Origin of the sequence: Pseudomonas sp. UBA6310, assembly GCF_002438225.1 — a bacterium.
Taxonomy (GTDB): Bacteria; Pseudomonadota; Gammaproteobacteria; order Pseudomonadales; family Pseudomonadaceae; genus Pseudomonas_O; species Pseudomonas_O kuykendallii.
In genome coordinates, this window is the sequence record NZ_DJTK01000058.1 from 15,651 (window position 1) to 30,848 (window position 15,198).

A 15,198-nucleotide genomic window follows, 5' to 3' on the forward strand; every position below is an offset into this window, starting at 1 on the left:
GCTATGGCGTCTCCTTCTGGCAGGTGACGGACAGGTCGTCCGGGTAGGTGATGAGGCCGGTGGCGCCCTGGTCGGCGTAGTTGGCGATCTGGATGAGTTGGCGGGCGAGGGCGCGGAGGTCTTTCGGGTAGAGCTCGGCGCGGTTGCCGGGCATGCCGGCGAGGACGATCAGCCGGCGGCCGATGACGTCCTCGCAGTGGCTGGCGATCAGGCGGTGGGGCTCGGGCATGGCGTGGGCTCCGGCGGGTTGCAGCGGAAGCACGGGCATTCGCTGGCGGGTTTGCGGTGGGTGCGGCAGAAGGTGCGGGCGGTTATCGCTTTCTCCAGGCGAAGGGAACGGGCGCTGGCGGCAGCCAGAGGTGGCGCATGTTGGCGACGTTCACCACGTCGCGATCTGCCGGGTAAACCTCCAGGGCATCCCGGTCACCGCGGCCGCATTCGCGCTTGCACTGCATGAGTTCGTCCCAGGTGATCTGGTCGACCCAGCTGTCGCCGTTATGGCTGGTGCGGCACACGCTGAGGCGCTGCACGCCCTCTGCCTCGTCGAAGACCTGCACGAGGTAGTGGCGGCTGCGCCACACCTCGATCAGGCCTGGCTGGTTGTGTGCTGGCCAGGCCGCGCGCGGCACCTGCGCGAGGTAACGAGGTTGCGACTCGTTGGAGCGATGCAGTGCCCGGCGTTCGTTGCGGGAGAGGCTCATGGTGTCACCGGTTTGAAGTTGATGGCCCAGACCCAGGGATTCGCTGCCCATAGCCCGTTCCCGGTGGTGGATTCGATGAGGCTGGCGAAGCTCAGGCGCGGATCCGCGGCGTGGTGGTGGCGGCCGTCCTCGACGTGGAATCCGCCGGCGGCGAAAGGCTGCACACCTTCAGCCAGGGCCTGTTCGGTGCTGATGTCCTGGAGGCGTTCGACGGTGATCGCAGTGATCTCCAGTTCGATACGCACAGCCCACGCCGGTAGGAAGCGGCCGATCTTCAACCGCCAGCCCCATTGATTGCCGGTGTCGGGCGAGACGATGCGGGTCTGCGGTTTGTCGGGGTGGTCGGCGGCGTAGATCACCGGTGCTTCACGCATCGGGACGTAGTGCCACTTTGGCCGGCCCGTAGGCGTGAGGCCGTTGGGCTGGCGCTCGCACCACATCCAGGCGGCTTCCTTCACGCGCAGGTGGTCGCCGGGTTCGCCGTATGGGCAACGAGTAGCGAGGCTGTGGCCCGCGACCGGCGTGATGCTGGCGATCCGGTCGGACCAGCCGGCACCTGCCCATTCCCAGAAGTTGCCGTTCCGAACGGGCTGGGGCTTCATCGCCCGCCGCGTCACAGTCTTCCGGCCTTCGCGAATCGCCCGCACCATCGAGCCGCTGAACAGAATCGGACATTCCTTCATGCCTGCTTCCTCGGCTGCTCGGTTGCCCATGCTTCGTATTGGTGGACCAGCTTGTTGATCGCGCTGTTTGGTAGATCGGCGAAGGCTTGTTGCTCCCGGATGAGATGCGGCGGGCCGAGCAGGGCTTGGAGGATGGTGCGCAGCGTCTCGGCATCCACTGCGATGGTGCCGGCCGCCGCTGGCGCTGCTGGTGCTGGAATCTCCGCTGTGGTCAGCACGCGCATGCCCAAGCGGTGGGCCAGTTGCAGCTCGACCATCGCGCCGTTGGAGTCCGCCCAGCCGCGGAGCAGCACCAGGGCATCGCAGGTCATCAGTGCGGCGATGTCGGTGCGCATGCACTCGGACCAGGTGGCGTCCGGCGGGTTGAGCGACGCGGGGTTCACCACCTCGTAGCCCATCGCCTCAAGGCGCGCAGCCTCGGCGTAGAACGCGGGGAAGTTGAGGTCTGGCAGGCCGGTCATCGGGCCGCTCACGTAGATGCGCTTGAGGGTTGGGGCATGCATAGCGACTCCTTGCCGCCTGGCAGATGGCGGTGATCGGTAAGGGAAAGATGGGATACTCCGCGGGCGCCGCTCGCCCGGCTGCGCATCGGGCAAGGATGGCAGCCGGGTGGGGCGGCCTATTCGCACGTGCCTTCCCGCCCAGCGGGTGGTGCCGTGCGGCGTGGGCGGCTGAGCCCGCCAGTCGATTGCGTGACAGCCAGTCACGTCCGTTTTTCTTCATGGAGCGAAGAATGAAGGTCATCCAGCCCAGCGAAATCGCGAGCGTGGACTTCACCCAGGTGTGCCAAGTGGTCGTTGCACCCGCCGGCGAAAGGGAACTTGGCGTTCACATCTGGGGCGAGCCGCCGGCCGACCCAAACGACCCCTGCCGCCTCATCATCGAAACCCGCCAACTGCTCACCCTCTCGGTGCTCGATGAGATCGCCGAGGGGTTGCAGGCGGCTGGGTTGGCGATTCAGGTGCCGCTTGCGTGAGCCGAATAGCACGGCTTATTCGGCTCACGCCGGGCCAGGCGTTCTGATCCACCAGGACTGGGCGTAGGCGGCGCCGTCGACCAGCTCGATGCCGGTGATGGTGGCGCCGTTGCTGGCCATGCCGTGGATCACGGCGTCGTAGAGCCTGGGCAGCTGGTCCAGATCGTGGTGCTGATTTTGCAGGTAGGCGACGGTGGAGGCGCGGCCAAGCGGCGTTTCGCGCTCCTGCATCATGTGCACGTCACCGCGTACCGGCTGGGCGTTGCGCAGGTCTCGCGGCTCGCGCGGCTTACCCCGGACGCGCATCGGGACGATGTCGAAATACATGGCGGCGAATACTGGTTGGATATCCAGCATTCTGCGGGGTGCAGGCGGTGGCGTCGATGGGGTTTCGTCGGCAGAACGGCACATTTCGAGAACGGAGGACCGTCGGTCACATCGCCCGGAATTACGGCCCTTTGATGTCATTCAAGGTCGCCAGACTATAGCCGAGGCGTGTCATGCCCATCTTGGAAACGACCATGAAAACATCAACTGCACTGGAGAGATTGGAGGCTGGAGAAGTAGATGTCCGGCTATTCGACGAATTCTACCTGGAAGGCAACACCGTACCTGGCGCCCATTACGGCTCAAGGGAGTGCATCTGGCGGCCCCATGTCCTTGGACGATATCTCGAGGAGGCCGTGGCGGCTCCCATCGAGGCGCAAATTCTCCGGATCAATATCGGGAACCCCTACGACCCGTACAGGCGAAAGCGCGCCGAGATGGCTCTGAAAAAGAACCTTGGCGACGATCTCAAGCAAGGCGTGCTGTGGCCCAACAAGTCGTCCTGACCGAAGTACTCGGATGGGCAACAAGCCGTTGCCTATCCCTCCTCAAGCCGCCAGCGCCTCCCGCTCCTCCTTCCACGGATCATTCGCCCTTGCGATCGCCGCCATCGGCGGCGGGCTGACGCTATTGCCGCACATGAACACTTGCTCCGACTTCGTAAAGCGCCGACCGTCGTGCCCGTGGGTGATGATGTAGTTCGGCGGGAAGCCCTGGGCGGCATACAGCTCGTGGGGCTGGAGCATGCGCAAGTGGATGTCGACGATCACGTAGGGGTTCCCGCCGATCCATACGGTCACCAGGGCCAGGCGGTCCTTGGTGGTCAACGTCGACACGGTCTCGTCCATGCCGATCACGCCTTCTCCTTTCCCGAAGTACTTCATAAGGAACGCCGCGCAGCGCAGCGCGCCTTCCTCGGCCTCTGGCGATAGGTGCAGTTCGACCAGCGCGGACTTTCCGCCACCGCCAGCGGTGATGGTCGGCGCCGGTTCTTCCAGGCCCTGGCCGATGCTCGCGCCGAACTGGCGAATGGTGGCGCCGAGCGGGCTGCATAGAGCATCCTCTGCGATGAGTCGATAGGGAGGTATTGCATGGACGGGCAGCTGTGGAATGACATCATTTCGACGTCATTGGGCGGTGCGGCGGGTGGTGCTGTTGCGGGGCTCGTGCTCTACGGCGTTCAGTGCGCGCACGTTGCGCTCCGCGATCGCCGAGATTCAAAAAGAATCTACAAGTGGATGCTTTTGCAGCGAGGTCCAGAGCATAAGTGGAGCTATCGAAGCACCAGGACGATTGCCAGCTACACAAATCTCACGGAGGACCGGGTGCGCTACCTATGCAGCCATCATCCGAGGATCACTCTTTCAACAGGAAGGGAGGAGGACATGTGGTCACTTGAGGAGCAGCTTGTACGTATGCTTGAGAGTGATCCCAACTGAGCGCTGCGTCAGGCGCTTCAGTGCAGCTAAAGCCGCCAACTAGTTTGGAGGTTGCTGAAGCGTGGCGTTGAGAGAAAGCAATCACGCCCCAATGGGCTTGGCCGACTGGGATCCGTGAGCTTTCCAGCCAACCTTCTGAACCCCTGTTTTTCGATTCATCAATGGATTCCCCAAAGCGTCAGTCATCGGCACGCGACACTTAATGTGCATGTCCCTGCATTGCAGGGTACGACGCGCTACTGCGATGAAATCTTGAGCAAATTGGGGGGCGTCGAACATAGGGCTGAGCTGCTTGGTCTTGGTGCCTGCCATGGTCTCATCAGCACGTCGTTCGCAGAGGGCCAGCCACTCAGTCATAGGGATAGCCACCTCGCCGCCGGGCGTCTGGCGTGTTGCTTTGACTCGTTTGCGGGCGTCCGCTACGGCCTGTTCACGGGTCATTCCAAATACGGCAAATGTGCTCATGAGTATCTCCTAGGCGGATGCCTTGATGAACTGCCGCGCGCCACCGGGGCCATACATAGACGAGTAGGCCAAGAGGTGACGGCGATGAGTTATGAGCGGATTGAGGATTGCGACCAGGCGCGCTACCACGCGCAGCTGGCGGAGCAACTGGGGATCACCCTCGAGGAGCTCGAGGAATGGATGATCGATGAGGAGGAGCTGCTGGACGATGCCGGGCACATCACCGGGCACGCTGTGCACTTCATGAAGTCGATCCCGCTGGACCTGCGCGCGCGGGTGCGCGGCATGGCGGGCGAGTACACCGCGCACACCGGCGTGGTGCCGCTGGACGAGGTGTGATGCAAGGGCGAAAAAAAGGAGGCCCGTGGGCCTCCTTTTCAGTCTCGTTCCCTGAGCGCTGTTTTGCTTATCTCGCCGTTTGGGGGTAGCGAGTAATGCACGCTTTAGGTCGCTGAGCTCGAACACCCGGGCGTGCTGCCCGGTCTGCTCACCCTCTCGCCTTGGAGCAACGCCGCCTTGGCGTGGCCGCTTCCTGCTTTGGGCTTAGCTCATCGGCCAACCCTGGCCGAACTGCGACTGCGTCCCGCCTCATCGTGATGCGGGACGTTGATAGGGCACCCCAGCGCCGGCATGGTTCCAGATCGCCATCACGAAATGTGAACGGGTTCACATGACCTGCTAGTGCTGGGCCTGACCGGTCAACACCTATAAAGGGCAGCGTGACAGGTTGCCGTGACAACTACGGCAGGCGGATGAGCTCGGCGAACACCGCGGGCGCTTGGTGGGCGGGGCGGTGGGCGCCGTCCGGGTGATGGCCTTCAGTCGTCGATGCCGTAGGAGAAGTCGTCCGGCTCGCAGTCGACCAGGAGCACGGCGTTGCCGAAGTACAGCGCGGCGAGCATGCGCTCCCAGTTGCTGCGCACGCTCATCTTGAGATCGATCTTCTTGTCATCGAGGCAGGCGGAATAGACGTTCCCGATGCGCGTCGCAGACTCCCACTGGTTGGCGCCAGGGCGCTCCTCACCGGTCAGGCGTACGGAGATGCGATGCTTGAGGCTGTAGTCGTTGCGCCGATCGCGGTTGTAGCCACTCGCGCGGTAGGAGGATTCCGGCTCCGGATCGAAGAAGATCGTCAGGAACGTGGAACCGTAACGCGTGTCTTCCTCGAAACGAATTTCAGGACGTTCCCAGCCCTCCTTGAGGGCTTCCTCTTTGTTCGCATCGACGAAGGCCTCGAGCAGCGCCTTCAGCGACACTTCGCCTGTGATCAGGCCTTCTCCGGTGAGCACCTCGCTGATCGCCTGGTCCGCGCTTTTGAGTATCAGCGACTGAATTGCAGCCTCTTCCCAGCGCTCGCGAAGCGCCGCAGCGACGATTGCGTTGTAGCGGGTCAGCTCGAACATATCGCTGACGTTGGCCGGAAGCGCGCTCTTGACGGCGTCCTTGATGGCCTTGCTGAAGTCGCCATAGGAGCGGAAGGTGTCGTCGACGACATCCTTGAACATCTTTTCGATGCCGGCGTCGATCAGTTCGCGCGGGCGGTCGCTGGCGGCGTAGGCAGAAACGCGCTCGCACAGGAGCGCCTCCAGGGTTTGCTGGGTCATGGGTCGATCCTTGATGGTTAGGTGTGACAGGTTGCCGTGACAGCTACGGCAGGCGGACGAGCTCGGCGAACACCGCGGGTGCCTGGTGGGCGAGGCGATGGGCGCCGTGGATGAGGCGCTGGAGCATGTCCTGCGGCTCTTCGATGTGGGCGGTGGCCATGATCTCGATGAGCATGGCATCGGTGCGTTTGAACAGGTCGATCTGCAGGCGGCGGGAGAGCAGGCGGGCGAGGCGTTCCTCTTCCGTCTGCCGGTCGCGCTCGCGCTTCTCGGCCTGGCGCTGCGCGGGAGTCTTGGCGGTCATACGCGGCCCCGCCCGTCGTCGCGCAGCTCGATCAGGTACTTCGCGGCGATCTGCTCTATCTGCAGGGTGTTGACCTTGATGCCGCGGGCCTTGAGCTTGAGGCGGACGTCGCTGCTGGTGCGGCGCATTGGACCGTGCTTGGTCTCGACCACGGCCACCTCGCGGATCTGCTCGGCCAAGACCTGCTGCAACAGTTCGTGCTGGCGCCGAATCTTGCGCTGGCGGGTGATGCTGCTGTTCCAGCTGGTGGGCGGCGGCGGGGTGGCGGCCTGGAACCCGTCCAGCCGTTGCACCTGCCCGCCGTTGCGTTCGAAGTCCGTCACCTGGGCGGCCAGCTGCTGGCGCGCCTGCTCACGACTCGCGAGGGTGTTGATGCGGTCGTAGATGGGTTCGTCGTGGGCCAGCATGTCAGGCCACCGCCGCCGGCGTGCTGGCGGCTTTCTCGAAGCGTTCGCGGCGGGCCTTGGCTTCTTCGTAGGTCTTCGCCCAGCCGATCACGCGGCCGGACTGAACCAAGTGCCAGTAGCCATTGCGGGGATTGGGGCCGAGCACGTGCGTGCAAGCACTGCGAATCTGGATCGGTGCCATGGTGGTTGCCTCGGTGGGTTGATCTGCATGCGGCTGCGCTCTGCGCGCACGGCGACGTGCCCGATGGGGGCCGGGGAGAGCGCATGCGGATGGGGATCAGGGGATGGGGCGGTGCCCTGCTGGTGCAGGGCTGCGGGCTACTCGGTGCCGGAGAGCCACTCCGGTCCGGTGGCTTCCGCGAGCCACTGGCGCAGCGTGCCAAGCGGCACGCCGTCGTCGTCCTGCCAAGGTTTATCCAGCAGTTCGCCAGTCACCTCTTCGCACTCGTCGTCGAGGTCTTCAACGTCGCACTCCAGCATGTCGGCGTGCTTCTGAAGCGCCTCTTCGGGTGTGCTGGCGGCGTAGTAGTCGTGCTCACCGACGATGTAGCAATGCAGCAGTTTCTGGACGGGCTCGCCGTCGAGCGTCAGTTGTTCTTCCACAATGACATCCCTCCATTACGGTGTATGGGTAGGCCTTTTTCTGCCATGCCCAGGGCCGGATGCGTATGGCTCGCTGATTCCCAAACCGGGCGCCAACCGGACCGCCGCGCATAGGTGAAACACCCGAGCGTGCGCGGACGTGGATGTCCGCTCGGGTGAGTCGCTCGACACAAGCCGCCTTATGTCCGAGCACGCGCTATCGCATGAGCTAGTTCATGGGGGTGATCTCCAGTTGGGCGCGGCGTTGGAGGGGTGGCGGCCGCTCGCCGAGGTCGTGCCCGGGGTCTGGCACCGCGCCCGGTCGCGTTATTCGCAGGTCCCTGTCAAGGGGCCGCCGGCCAGCTCGGCGGGGTGATGCTGGGGAGCATCGGAAAAAGAGCGGTATCCCCAACTCATGGGCCGCGCGCACCGGGAATTGCGCTTGATGCGGCTGGGGCAGTCATTTTTTCCATCCCGCGCTCTTTCCGATACGCCCCATGGGGTTTCTCGGGCTGCTCTTTCGTCTCCCAGCGCAGCTACTGGGGTAGCGAGGCCGCCGCCCTTCAGCGGTCGCCTCAGACTTCCGATTTACTCGAACACACGGGCGCTTTGAGCCGGGCGGTGAGCCGCCTGCTCTGCGGTTGATGTTGGCCGCGCTAACCCGTGTGCATGCCGAACCGGCACGGGGGAGGGAGGTGTTACAGCGGCTCGGCCGGCTCCGGCTGCGAGCGGCCTTTGACCATGTCGTCGCGGGCGATGGCGACGTCCTTCGGCGCGTCGATGCCGATGCGCACCTGGCCGCCCTTGATGCCCATGACGGTGATGGTGATGTCGTCGCCGATGAGGATGGTTTCGCCTACTCGGCGGGTGAGGATGAGCATTGTCCTTCTCCTTGGTCGATTGCCCGGGCGGGTGCCCGTTGAGATGTTTTCAGCGATGGCGCCGGCGGGCCTTGATCCACAGCACGGCGCCGTTCAGCAGGCCGGACAGCACGCCTGCGAGGTAGTTGCCGAGATGTACATAGGGTTATCCGATAGCGGGTACTATCTGCCGTCAGTTGAAAGGAGCATCAAATGGATTTGCACATAGGGATTACCGAAGCAATCACGCTTGTTCTTTCGTTGATCGTTGCGGTATTCGAGCTCGCAAAGGCCACGGATGAACAAAGGCTGCGGGTAAAGAGTTGGGCCTCGCGAGGCCTTCGCTACTCAATGCACGCCTTCTCGGTCCTGATGCCGATCTACCAGCTTGTCAGCTTCACCATCCAGGATGGCCCAGCGAGTCGCCATGAAATCGCGCTGCTTGTGATGTACATGGTCACCTTCTCCGCGGTACTCGCGACTTACATCGCCGGCGCATATGCAAGGACGATAGTGGATAAGCAGTTGGGGCAGAGGCATCACATGGAAGAGCAGGCTCATCGGCCCCACACAACCGAGCCGCCGCGGTGATGTTGAATGCCGTATACCGGCGCCCCGCTGTTGCCACGGTGCATCTGAGCTGTTGAGCTATTCCTCATCCGGCTCCGGTTCGGCGCCGGTCACCTGATAGGCGAACGCGGTCCAGCGATTTCGGTCTTCCGGTGACATGCTGTTCCAGTTGCCAGCCTCGTTGCGCGCGGTAGCAGCACCACCAAGAAAGGTGAGTTCGCCGCAGTTGCTGCCGATGTCTTCGTCCGCGTACTGGACATGGATTGGGGTATCAGGGAACCGCTGGGATAGCTTCAGCAGGATGGGTTCCGGGAAACTCCAGGCCGTTTCGAACTCAGCAGTGCCAGCTTCCAAGTCATGCTTCGGTCGGCACGCGTTCCACTTCGTGCCCCAGACATCGCGGGCGAAGTCCATCGTGTGGAAGTACCCGGTGATCCTCTTGTTTCGCAGCATCTGGACGAACTGCTCGAAGCTTTCATCGCTCATCTGCACGGCATTGACCCGTGAGCGGCCGTGCCGCTGCAGGTCTGCCAGCAGGGGGTGATCACTAACCGGAACGGCGCAGACAAGCTCCGCCGCCGTTTCCGCATCTCCATACACACCATTCCAAGTGAAGGTCCCTGGATAGGGCGCGATCTGCTGGAAGTCCACCTGGCACTCCTCATTCAGCAGTGCCTGAATCACCTCGGTGGTGGCGTTGATCTTCGTTGTGACCCAGTTCGGCATGGCGGTTACTCGATTCGTTGGTTGGCATCCCAATGCGCCCTGTTGCCAAGGCGCATCAGTGATGCGGTGGTGGTGCTCATTGCCGCCCGGTGGGCGGGGCGTAGTGCGTGCCGGGTCGTTCGCGCGGTTCGGGCGTTTCGCCCTCGATCCGCCGTCCAGGGTTGTCCTGTCGTGGGCAGGCGTTCGGGCCTGTCGGATCGCCGGTCGCCGGTAGAGGCACTACGGTCTGTTGGTGTTTCCCCTGGATTCCTTTCGCCCGCCAGGAGATCGCTCGGGCTGCCTCGCCGCGTGTGCGGCTAGCTGTTCATGGCGCTGGTTTTTAAAGAGCGGTGGCTGCTTTCGCTGCCCGCCGGGTGTGGCCGGCGATGGGTTTAATTTAGAAAACTAAACCGAAGGAGTCAACAATAAATTTAGATATCTAAACGTCACGAGTACGGCTTGCCCTTCCGTCCCATTGGAAATACTGTATGCACATACAGCGAAAGGAGAGGCGCGTGACCAAGCAGAAGAAGCAAGCGGAGAAGAATGGCAGCGGGATTTCGGGTGTGGAACGCCTGGCGCTGCGGGTGTCGGCGATGATCAACGCGCCAAAGGCGCAGGCCGATCGCCAGGTGACCATTTACCGGCTGGACACGGACCCGGACGACGCTTGGGAGGAGGTGCTGGAGCTGCTGCGGGAAGAGGAGGGGATCGAGATGTGGATCAACGATGAAGGGGACGTGAAGCTACGCTGGGCGCTCCCGAGCGAAGGTGATCACCGGGTGGAGGAGGTGGGGGAGATGGAGGTGGTTTGGGATAAGGTGCCGTTCTGAGCAGCGATTCGTCTCGTACTGAAGCGCGATCGAGAGGTTAAGAGCTAAACTCCATGGGTGCCTAGGCGGGTTGATCTATGAAAGAGTTGGAAATAAAGCGAGTTCTAGTTCAGGAATTGTTAAGAGAGAGTAGCGTCGAGGTGTTAGCGTCCGAATTTCTTTTCGACTTCGGAAGGTGTCGTGCTGACTTGATTTGTGTAAAAGAAGGTGAGCTGTATGGTTATGAGATCAAGTCAGCCTTCGACAAAACAGCAAGGCTGGAAAATCAATTGGACTCCTATTTCCAGTTGTTTGACTACGTAACCGTCGTGTGCGATTACAAGCACTTCCAGGATGTCAAAAAAACAGCATCCCATCGAACTGGTATCTTTTTTTGTGGAGAGGATGGAATCATCAAGCGAAGGTCACCTAAAAAAGTTTTAAAGCAGAATGCGCTTGTGATATTGGATGCGATGCCGTCCGATTATCTTCGGCGCCATTTCTCAGTCAGTGCTAAGTCGAAATTCGATCTATGTGAGCAAATTAAACGCCAATTTTGCAAGCAAGACATTAAGGTAGGTTTCGTTAAATACCTAGCGGAAAGAATGGGGCCCCAAACACGCCTTCTCAGAAGTGAAGTGGGCAGGGTTGTCACATTAGACGATTTTTTTTCACTGGGCCTTTCATCCGCACAAATCGCTCAGGAAGCGTAAAGTCTAACTCGGCTGGTCATATACCTGTTTGCGCGAACTGATATCCAAAATGAAGGGCTTATACCCGAAGGATTGCCGTTGGCGGCTGCTGTAATCTCTTCGTCGCCCCAAGTCCCTAATGATTGATAGTTAAAGTTTCGAAGGACTTCAGTTGCACATTTTATATAGCCGCCCTTATCGCGTCTGAAGCGGTGGTAATAAAAGTCATTATTAGTGCAAAAGTCAATTCGAGGCACAAATGTGCCTGCTCTCATCTCCGTTTGTTGAGCATTTATTGAAGCGTAATCACCAAGTTTCACGAAAGGGAATAGCTGGTGAAGTTGCTGGTTTAGGGTGTGCTCAAGAATTTCGAATCTGCCACTTTCGTCACCACCCTCAGAGGACACAATGGCTGGGAAAGAGCCCGAGGCGCAGACCAACTGCTGCATCCAGGTAGAAGCATTGCGGAGTCGACAGATAGATTGAATGGATTCGGCAAACAATGTGTTAACTCCAGCTAGGCTGCCTTCTGACTTAAATTTCTTGCGGATGCAGCCGGAATCGAGCAGAACATGTAGGCGAGCCTGCCCTAGATATGGAGTAATTGCGTTGAATACTTCTTCATACTCGGCGTCTTCTAATCCTGGAGGGATGCGAATGGCTAAGTTTGGATAAACTCGACTCGCCAGGCGAACAAGCGCACCTGTCTCCCTCAGATTCTCGTCGAGCTCAAAGTCGACGTGTATCGCTGGAATTATCCGCAGATCACTATGCGCTGCTAGGAAGATTCTCCAGCATTCATACCCGTTATCCGGTGTGAGCATGCTTTCAGTCTGACTATTGACCTGCTTAGGGTCTGTAGTAACGTCAAGAATGAATGGGCGATTCTGTTGAATTTCGCGGATTTGGCTTAGGCGTTTCGCTATGTCCCCGATGGAGTCTGATTTGGTGATTCTCGACTTGGTGAGTTCATATATCGGAAGGATCTGACTGAAGCTTAGGTCGTCCAAATTACCTATGGCTCGCAGTTCCGCGTCCTTTGTCTTCAAGATAGGGTAATAGCAGATTTTGCTAAAGTCCATGTCCCTTCATTCCTAATGTTTTAGCTCTCACGCGAACGGCGAGCGTTGATACTCTAAAATGCTGCGATAAAGCTTCGATATTCCCGCCAAATATCGACACAAAATGACGGAAATCAGATTCTGGCATAAGAAGCTCGCCTGCAAATCTATTAGCTTCAATTTCCATCGAACTTGTTTCTCCATTTCTAAAGAAATTCTGATCGACGAAACTTTTGTGAGTAAATCTATGTCGCGAGTAGTGGGCTAGTTCATGAGCTATGGTAAATCGCTGCCGGTTGGGATGATGTAGGGCATTGACTTTCATGAGCCAGCGAGTAGAACCCTCAATTAATGAAAGCGCCCCTGAAATTTCATCGCTCATAGGTATGCACACGAATTCAATACCGAGCGCAGCAGTTAGGCCATGGACATCCAAGGGATTGGTTTCGATGCCCTGTCTATGCGCAAAATCTCGAAGTTGTTCCACAGATAAGTTGCGATCATCAGGCGTGGACTGCTCTAGATTTTTTATTGAGCCGCCAGGCTTCGATGAGTTTTTTCTAATAAATGCCATAATTGCCTACCCGGAAAGCGTGTCGCTGCTTTCGGAATCGTCTTCCGTGGTGTCTAGAACTGCCACACGAGCCGTAACAAGCTGGAGAATTCTATCGATCCGGTCGATATCAAGACCTTGGGATTCTAACTTGTCCCATACATCCCCGTATGTGGCATTAATTTTGCTTATCTCTTTCTTTGCTTTTCGCTGAACTAGCTTCGCAAAGTCTCCACTATTCGTGTAATCATCAAACCTTGCTGCGGTCTCTCGGGTGGCTTCGGCTTTCGACGAGGCCCGAATAATGAAAAACGCCACTCCTAAGATTGCAGCATTAAGGCCTACCAAAATGCTCATAATGGTTTGGTAGAACGATACTTGCATGGACCACAGTGCGTCGACTGTTATTAATGTCTTTTCTCGTAGCATTCGCTGTGCGACCAGTTGTTCATATTGGCCGAACTCAGCGAATGGCTCGGTTGCTACATATTTAGTATGACTTATCAAAATTTCGGTTATCGGGGTGAAAAGAAGTATGGCCAACACAATAATGAGGCTAATGAAAGTGCAAAAAACCGTTGCTAGTAGAAACCTAGTAAGTAATGGTCCCGCACTGGCGTCTGATTGTTCTTTACTCATGGATGCTGCCGTCACTGACACTAGAGTTTGTGGCCATTCCAAACTAGCAAGACCTTGGCATGCACCATGACCTCATCCGCCTTCACTATGCGGTCCTTGTGCTTCGAATTGTCCGAGATCAGTTCGTAATGGTCGGCGTCTGCCCTTTGCAGGCGCTTGATGTAGAGCATCCCGTCCCAGGTGATGACGTAGATGCCGTCGCCCACGAACTCGGTGATGCCGCGGTCGACGATCACCGGGTCCTTGTCCTGGATGGTCGGCGCCATCGATTGGCCCCAGCCCGATATCACCGACAGGTTGGCCGGCGAGGTGTAGTCCAGGCCCAGCCGCTCGAGTTGCGGGGCGGTCACGATCACGTTGCGGACGAATTCGGTGTATTCGGCCGGTAACTGCCCAGCGCCCATGGCGGCGCGCACGTCGTACTGCGGGATGAGGATGTCGCCCTCGGCCACCCTTACGTTGCGGGTGAAGCCGCCGGTCACGACGTTGCTGCGAGCTGGCGACTCGTCGGGCGAGTCGATCGCCTCGATTATTCGACCCATCTTCTCATCGCTCAGCGATCTCCCGCTTCGCGCGAGCATTTCCCGCACTGCGTCAGCGGCTGATCGGGAAGTTCCTTCTCCGTACGCCGATTGCGCCTCGTGCACCAGATTTTCCTCAAATCCTGTTGGACCCTTACCAGTGGCAAGCCAAGCAGCATTGCAGCTCAGCGCTGCAGCGAGAGCGAGCAGGCGCTTCCCGCTGGCTTCATTGGTCCCGTTCGTCCAGTGCGTCACCGCCGACTTGGAGACAGGGATCTTATCCGCAAGGTCTTTAGGCCCCATTCCGAGGGCCTGCATGCGGCTTTTGAGTCGATGAGAGAAATCCATGTTTAGAAGACTAAACCTCTCCTGGTTTAGATGCCTTGCCTTGCGTGGTTTACTTTTCTAAACTCCGCAGATATCAATGGAGACCAGCAATGACCTATGACCAGGCGATTGCCCATTTCAAAACCGGCAGAGCTATTGCGGACGCCCTTGGCGTGAGCCCTGGGCGCGTATCGCAGTGCAAAACGGCTGGCGGTTTCTCTTTCCAGCAGCAGTGCGTTTTGGAGAAAGCCTCCGAAGGTCAGCTGCTGGCCAATCAAGCAGATGTCCCGGCGCAAACCGCCTGATCACTACCCACGAATTCCAGCGTACGAGGTGCGCCGCCCCATGAATACGTCCAGTCCACGACATAACGCCGAGAGCCGCGACCAAGTGCTGGTGGCGCACGCCGCCGAGATGATCGCGCGCACGAGTTTGAGCCAGGACCACTTCGCCCATGCGCTGAACCGCGAGCTGTACCGGCTGGTGCCGGTGCGCGCGGCGGAGAAGGGCGTGCCCGACCTGCTGGCGCTGGAAAAGACCGGCGACGGCGCGGCCTACCTGACCAAGGCCGGCGCCTGGCTGAAGAAGGTGCAGCGCTGGCTTGGCGGCGACGTGGAGCTGCCGGCCTGGGTGGAGGAGGCGTGGGTGCAGGCGTTGGACGCCGAGTACCGCGAGCGCTGCCTGAACGAGCTGGCGGCGCGGCACGGGCTGATCGGCGCGCGCGCGGCCGGCACTGAAGGGTGCGCGGTGACGGCGTTCGGCCAGCTGGTGGTTCGCCTGGGCGAGGTGGTGGAGCACGCCGGCGCGGTGCTGGCGGACGGGAAGATCGATGCGAGCGACCTGCCGCTGCTGCCGAACGCGATCGCCGCACTGCTGGCGGTGGAGAGCCGTGCGCACGAGATGCGCCGGCGGATGGAGAACGAGCTGGCCGCGCACCGCGGGGTGAGCCCCCTGCACGTGGTGAGCTGAA

General features: G+C 59.9%; 26 protein-coding genes and 1 pseudogene. 9 read left to right on the plus strand and 18 right to left on the minus strand.

The window, feature by feature from the left end:
• Nucleotide 1: 1 nt before the first annotated feature.
• The 4 genes from B3E91_RS14020 to B3E91_RS14035 form a co-directional block, all read right to left on the minus strand.
• A complete protein-coding gene (locus B3E91_RS14020; RefSeq protein ID WP_287029990.1) occupies nucleotides 2-229 on the minus strand; it encodes a hypothetical protein in 228 nt (75 codons plus the stop codon).
• An 82-nt stretch (nucleotides 230-311) separates the two neighbouring features.
• On the minus strand, nucleotides 312-752 hold the full coding sequence (locus tag B3E91_RS14025; RefSeq protein WP_287029992.1) for a DUF7694 domain-containing protein: 441 nt from the start codon (nucleotides 750-752) through the stop codon (nucleotides 312-314).
• Nucleotides 698-1,384 carry a hypothetical protein gene (locus tag B3E91_RS14030; RefSeq protein WP_287029994.1) on the minus strand — a complete coding sequence of 229 codons (687 nt, stop codon included), beginning with the start codon at nucleotides 1,382-1,384 and terminating at the stop codon, nucleotides 698-700. The genes B3E91_RS14025 and B3E91_RS14030 overlap by 55 nt, the downstream gene beginning before the upstream one ends.
• A complete protein-coding gene (locus B3E91_RS14035; protein ID WP_287029995.1) occupies nucleotides 1,381-1,887 on the minus strand; it encodes a DUF4406 domain-containing protein in 507 nt (168 codons plus the stop codon). Before B3E91_RS14035 ends, B3E91_RS14030 begins: the two co-directional genes overlap by 4 nt.
• Nucleotides 1,888-2,117: 230 nt before the next feature.
• Here B3E91_RS14035 and B3E91_RS14040 point away from each other — a divergent pair, with 230 nt between their 5' ends.
• Complete coding sequence (locus tag B3E91_RS14040; RefSeq protein ID WP_287029996.1) at nucleotides 2,118-2,360, plus strand: hypothetical protein; 243 nt, start codon at nucleotides 2,118-2,120, stop codon at nucleotides 2,358-2,360.
• Between the two features lie 24 nt (nucleotides 2,361-2,384).
• Here B3E91_RS14040 and B3E91_RS14045 read toward each other — a convergent pair whose 3' ends face one another.
• Nucleotides 2,385-2,717: a hypothetical protein gene (locus B3E91_RS14045; RefSeq protein ID WP_287029997.1), complete on the minus strand. Its 333-nt coding sequence runs from the start codon at nucleotides 2,715-2,717 to the stop codon at nucleotides 2,385-2,387.
• A gap of 164 nt (nucleotides 2,718-2,881) precedes the next feature.
• Between B3E91_RS14045 and B3E91_RS14050 the strand changes: the two genes are divergently transcribed.
• On the plus strand, nucleotides 2,882-3,193 hold the full coding sequence (locus B3E91_RS14050; RefSeq protein WP_287029998.1) for a hypothetical protein: 312 nt from the start codon (nucleotides 2,882-2,884) through the stop codon (nucleotides 3,191-3,193).
• A gap of 42 nt (nucleotides 3,194-3,235) precedes the next feature.
• Here the strand turns inward: B3E91_RS14050 and B3E91_RS14055 are convergent.
• Nucleotides 3,236-3,715: pseudogene (locus tag B3E91_RS14055) on the minus strand (DNA cytosine methyltransferase); the annotation flags it as partial.
• Between the two features lie 63 nt (nucleotides 3,716-3,778).
• Here B3E91_RS14055 and B3E91_RS14060 point away from each other — a divergent pair.
• Nucleotides 3,779-4,126 (plus strand): hypothetical protein, encoded by a 348-nt coding sequence (locus B3E91_RS14060; RefSeq protein WP_287029999.1) that lies wholly within the window; start codon nucleotides 3,779-3,781, stop codon nucleotides 4,124-4,126.
• An 81-nt stretch (nucleotides 4,127-4,207) separates the two neighbouring features.
• Here B3E91_RS14060 and B3E91_RS14065 read toward each other — a convergent pair whose 3' ends face one another.
• A complete protein-coding gene (locus B3E91_RS14065; protein ID WP_287030000.1) occupies nucleotides 4,208-4,591 on the minus strand; it encodes a hypothetical protein in 384 nt (127 codons plus the stop codon).
• A gap of 84 nt (nucleotides 4,592-4,675) precedes the next feature.
• On the opposite strand from B3E91_RS14065, the gene B3E91_RS14070 reads away from it, so the two are divergent.
• Nucleotides 4,676-4,930, plus strand: a complete 255-nt coding sequence (locus B3E91_RS14070) for a hypothetical protein (RefSeq protein ID WP_287030001.1) — start codon at nucleotides 4,676-4,678, stop codon at nucleotides 4,928-4,930.
• A gap of 479 nt (nucleotides 4,931-5,409) precedes the next feature.
• On the opposite strand, the gene B3E91_RS14075 is transcribed toward B3E91_RS14070, so the two are convergent.
• From B3E91_RS14075 to csrA, 6 genes are all read right to left on the minus strand, one after another.
• Entirely contained in the window at nucleotides 5,410-6,195 is a 786-nt protein-coding gene (locus tag B3E91_RS14075; RefSeq protein WP_287030002.1) for a hypothetical protein, read from the minus strand.
• Between the two features lie 43 nt (nucleotides 6,196-6,238).
• Nucleotides 6,239-6,499: a hypothetical protein gene (locus B3E91_RS14080; protein ID WP_287030003.1), complete on the minus strand. Its 261-nt coding sequence runs from the start codon at nucleotides 6,497-6,499 to the stop codon at nucleotides 6,239-6,241.
• Nucleotides 6,496-6,906, minus strand: coding sequence for a hypothetical protein (locus B3E91_RS14085; RefSeq protein WP_287030005.1), 411 nt, complete (start codon nucleotides 6,904-6,906; stop codon nucleotides 6,496-6,498). The genes B3E91_RS14080 and B3E91_RS14085 overlap by 4 nt, the downstream gene beginning before the upstream one ends.
• A 1-nt stretch (nucleotide 6,907) precedes the next feature.
• Nucleotides 6,908-7,087, minus strand: a complete 180-nt coding sequence (locus tag B3E91_RS14090; protein ID WP_287030007.1) for a hypothetical protein — start codon at nucleotides 7,085-7,087, stop codon at nucleotides 6,908-6,910.
• A gap of 137 nt (nucleotides 7,088-7,224) precedes the next feature.
• Nucleotides 7,225-7,509 (minus strand): hypothetical protein, encoded by a 285-nt coding sequence (locus B3E91_RS14095; RefSeq protein ID WP_287030009.1) that lies wholly within the window; start codon nucleotides 7,507-7,509, stop codon nucleotides 7,225-7,227.
• Between the two features lie 677 nt (nucleotides 7,510-8,186).
• Entirely contained in the window at nucleotides 8,187-8,369 is a 183-nt protein-coding gene (csrA, locus tag B3E91_RS14100) for a carbon storage regulator CsrA (RefSeq protein WP_287030011.1), read from the minus strand.
• 192 nt (nucleotides 8,370-8,561) lie between these two features.
• Here csrA and B3E91_RS14105 point away from each other — a divergent pair, with 192 nt between their 5' ends.
• Nucleotides 8,562-8,939: a hypothetical protein gene (locus B3E91_RS14105; RefSeq protein ID WP_287030013.1), complete on the plus strand. Its 378-nt coding sequence runs from the start codon at nucleotides 8,562-8,564 to the stop codon at nucleotides 8,937-8,939.
• Between the two features lie 57 nt (nucleotides 8,940-8,996).
• Here B3E91_RS14105 and B3E91_RS14110 read toward each other — a convergent pair whose 3' ends face one another.
• Complete coding sequence (locus B3E91_RS14110; RefSeq protein WP_287030014.1) at nucleotides 8,997-9,644, minus strand: hypothetical protein; 648 nt, start codon at nucleotides 9,642-9,644, stop codon at nucleotides 8,997-8,999.
• A gap of 494 nt (nucleotides 9,645-10,138) precedes the next feature.
• On the opposite strand from B3E91_RS14110, the gene B3E91_RS14115 reads away from it, so the two are divergent.
• Together B3E91_RS14115 and B3E91_RS14120 are read left to right on the plus strand one after the other, a co-directional pair.
• The gene (locus B3E91_RS14115) at nucleotides 10,139-10,456 is read left to right on the plus strand and encodes a DUF1654 domain-containing protein (RefSeq protein ID WP_287030015.1); all 318 of its coding nucleotides are present in this window, start codon (nucleotides 10,139-10,141) and stop codon (nucleotides 10,454-10,456) included.
• Nucleotides 10,457-10,533: 77 nt separating this feature from the next.
• Nucleotides 10,534-11,148, plus strand: coding sequence for a sce7726 family protein (locus B3E91_RS14120; protein ID WP_287030016.1), 615 nt, complete (start codon nucleotides 10,534-10,536; stop codon nucleotides 11,146-11,148).
• On the opposite strand, the gene B3E91_RS14125 is transcribed toward B3E91_RS14120, so the two are convergent.
• Genes B3E91_RS14125 through B3E91_RS14140 form a run of 4 tightly spaced genes read right to left on the minus strand, consistent with a single transcriptional unit; the run spans nucleotide 11,136 to nucleotide 14,249 of the window.
• Complete coding sequence (locus B3E91_RS14125) at nucleotides 11,136-12,209, minus strand: beta family protein (protein ID WP_287030017.1); 1,074 nt, start codon at nucleotides 12,207-12,209, stop codon at nucleotides 11,136-11,138. The two genes, B3E91_RS14120 and B3E91_RS14125, sit on opposite strands and share 13 nt — an antisense overlap.
• On the minus strand, nucleotides 12,199-12,762 hold the full coding sequence (locus B3E91_RS14130) for an ImmA/IrrE family metallo-endopeptidase (protein ID WP_287030018.1): 564 nt from the start codon (nucleotides 12,760-12,762) through the stop codon (nucleotides 12,199-12,201). The genes B3E91_RS14125 and B3E91_RS14130 overlap by 11 nt, the downstream gene beginning before the upstream one ends.
• Before the next feature lie 6 nt (nucleotides 12,763-12,768).
• Nucleotides 12,769-13,380 carry a hypothetical protein gene (locus tag B3E91_RS14135; RefSeq protein WP_287030019.1) on the minus strand — a complete coding sequence of 204 codons (612 nt, stop codon included), beginning with the start codon at nucleotides 13,378-13,380 and terminating at the stop codon, nucleotides 12,769-12,771.
• 20 nt (nucleotides 13,381-13,400) lie between these two features.
• Nucleotides 13,401-14,249 carry a S24 family peptidase gene (locus B3E91_RS14140; RefSeq protein ID WP_287030020.1) on the minus strand — a complete coding sequence of 283 codons (849 nt, stop codon included), beginning with the start codon at nucleotides 14,247-14,249 and terminating at the stop codon, nucleotides 13,401-13,403.
• Nucleotides 14,250-14,338: 89 nt separating this feature from the next.
• Between B3E91_RS14140 and B3E91_RS14145 the strand changes: the two genes are divergently transcribed.
• Both B3E91_RS14145 and B3E91_RS14150 read left to right on the plus strand, forming a co-directional pair.
• Nucleotides 14,339-14,533, plus strand: coding sequence for a hypothetical protein (locus B3E91_RS14145; protein ID WP_287030021.1), 195 nt, complete (start codon nucleotides 14,339-14,341; stop codon nucleotides 14,531-14,533).
• Between the two features lie 40 nt (nucleotides 14,534-14,573).
• Complete coding sequence (locus tag B3E91_RS14150; RefSeq protein WP_287030022.1) at nucleotides 14,574-15,197, plus strand: hypothetical protein; 624 nt, start codon at nucleotides 14,574-14,576, stop codon at nucleotides 15,195-15,197.
• Nucleotide 15,198 lies beyond the last annotated feature (1 nt).

What these genes read in the sequence shown, in the direction of transcription:
- B3E91_RS14130 (WP_287030018.1), bottom strand. Translation starts at nt 12,762, where the DNA reads ATGGCATTTATTAGAAAAAACTCATCGAAGCCTGGCGGCTCAATAAAA.
- B3E91_RS14075 (WP_287030002.1), bottom strand. Translation starts at nt 6,195, where the DNA reads ATGACCCAGCAAACCCTGGAGGCGCTCCTGTGCGAGCGCGTTTCTGCC.
- B3E91_RS14145 (WP_287030021.1), top strand. Translation starts at nt 14,339, where the DNA reads ATGACCTATGACCAGGCGATTGCCCATTTCAAAACCGGCAGAGCTATT.
- B3E91_RS14035 (WP_287029995.1), bottom strand. Translation starts at nt 1,887, where the DNA reads ATGCATGCCCCAACCCTCAAGCGCATCTACGTGAGCGGCCCGATGACC.
- B3E91_RS14070 (WP_287030001.1), top strand. Translation starts at nt 4,676, where the DNA reads ATGAGTTATGAGCGGATTGAGGATTGCGACCAGGCGCGCTACCACGCG.
- B3E91_RS14025 (WP_287029992.1), bottom strand. Translation starts at nt 752, where the DNA reads ATGGGCAGCGAATCCCTGGGTCTGGGCCATCAACTTCAAACCGGTGAC.
- B3E91_RS14150 (WP_287030022.1), top strand. Translation starts at nt 14,574, where the DNA reads ATGAATACGTCCAGTCCACGACATAACGCCGAGAGCCGCGACCAAGTG.
- B3E91_RS14045 (WP_287029997.1), bottom strand. Translation starts at nt 2,717, where the DNA reads ATGCTGGATATCCAACCAGTATTCGCCGCCATGTATTTCGACATCGTC.
- B3E91_RS14140 (WP_287030020.1), bottom strand. Translation starts at nt 14,249, where the DNA reads ATGGATTTCTCTCATCGACTCAAAAGCCGCATGCAGGCCCTCGGAATG.
- B3E91_RS14105 (WP_287030013.1), top strand. Translation starts at nt 8,562, where the DNA reads ATGGATTTGCACATAGGGATTACCGAAGCAATCACGCTTGTTCTTTCG.
- csrA (WP_287030011.1), bottom strand. Translation starts at nt 8,369, where the DNA reads ATGCTCATCCTCACCCGCCGAGTAGGCGAAACCATCCTCATCGGCGAC.
- B3E91_RS14120 (WP_287030016.1), top strand. Translation starts at nt 10,534, where the DNA reads ATGAAAGAGTTGGAAATAAAGCGAGTTCTAGTTCAGGAATTGTTAAGA.
- B3E91_RS14125 (WP_287030017.1), bottom strand. Translation starts at nt 12,209, where the DNA reads ATGGACTTTAGCAAAATCTGCTATTACCCTATCTTGAAGACAAAGGAC.
- B3E91_RS14050 (WP_287029998.1), top strand. Translation starts at nt 2,882, where the DNA reads ATGAAAACATCAACTGCACTGGAGAGATTGGAGGCTGGAGAAGTAGAT.
- B3E91_RS14110 (WP_287030014.1), bottom strand. Translation starts at nt 9,644, where the DNA reads ATGCCGAACTGGGTCACAACGAAGATCAACGCCACCACCGAGGTGATT.
- B3E91_RS14020 (WP_287029990.1), bottom strand. Translation starts at nt 229, where the DNA reads ATGCCCGAGCCCCACCGCCTGATCGCCAGCCACTGCGAGGACGTCATC.
- B3E91_RS14085 (WP_287030005.1), bottom strand. Translation starts at nt 6,906, where the DNA reads ATGCTGGCCCACGACGAACCCATCTACGACCGCATCAACACCCTCGCG.
- B3E91_RS14040 (WP_287029996.1), top strand. Translation starts at nt 2,118, where the DNA reads ATGAAGGTCATCCAGCCCAGCGAAATCGCGAGCGTGGACTTCACCCAG.
- B3E91_RS14080 (WP_287030003.1), bottom strand. Translation starts at nt 6,499, where the DNA reads ATGACCGCCAAGACTCCCGCGCAGCGCCAGGCCGAGAAGCGCGAGCGC.
- B3E91_RS14030 (WP_287029994.1), bottom strand. Translation starts at nt 1,384, where the DNA reads ATGAAGGAATGTCCGATTCTGTTCAGCGGCTCGATGGTGCGGGCGATT.
- B3E91_RS14065 (WP_287030000.1), bottom strand. Translation starts at nt 4,591, where the DNA reads ATGAGCACATTTGCCGTATTTGGAATGACCCGTGAACAGGCCGTAGCG.
- B3E91_RS14060 (WP_287029999.1), top strand. Translation starts at nt 3,779, where the DNA reads ATGGACGGGCAGCTGTGGAATGACATCATTTCGACGTCATTGGGCGGT.
- B3E91_RS14135 (WP_287030019.1), bottom strand. Translation starts at nt 13,380, where the DNA reads ATGAGTAAAGAACAATCAGACGCCAGTGCGGGACCATTACTTACTAGG.
- B3E91_RS14090 (WP_287030007.1), bottom strand. Translation starts at nt 7,087, where the DNA reads ATGGCACCGATCCAGATTCGCAGTGCTTGCACGCACGTGCTCGGCCCC.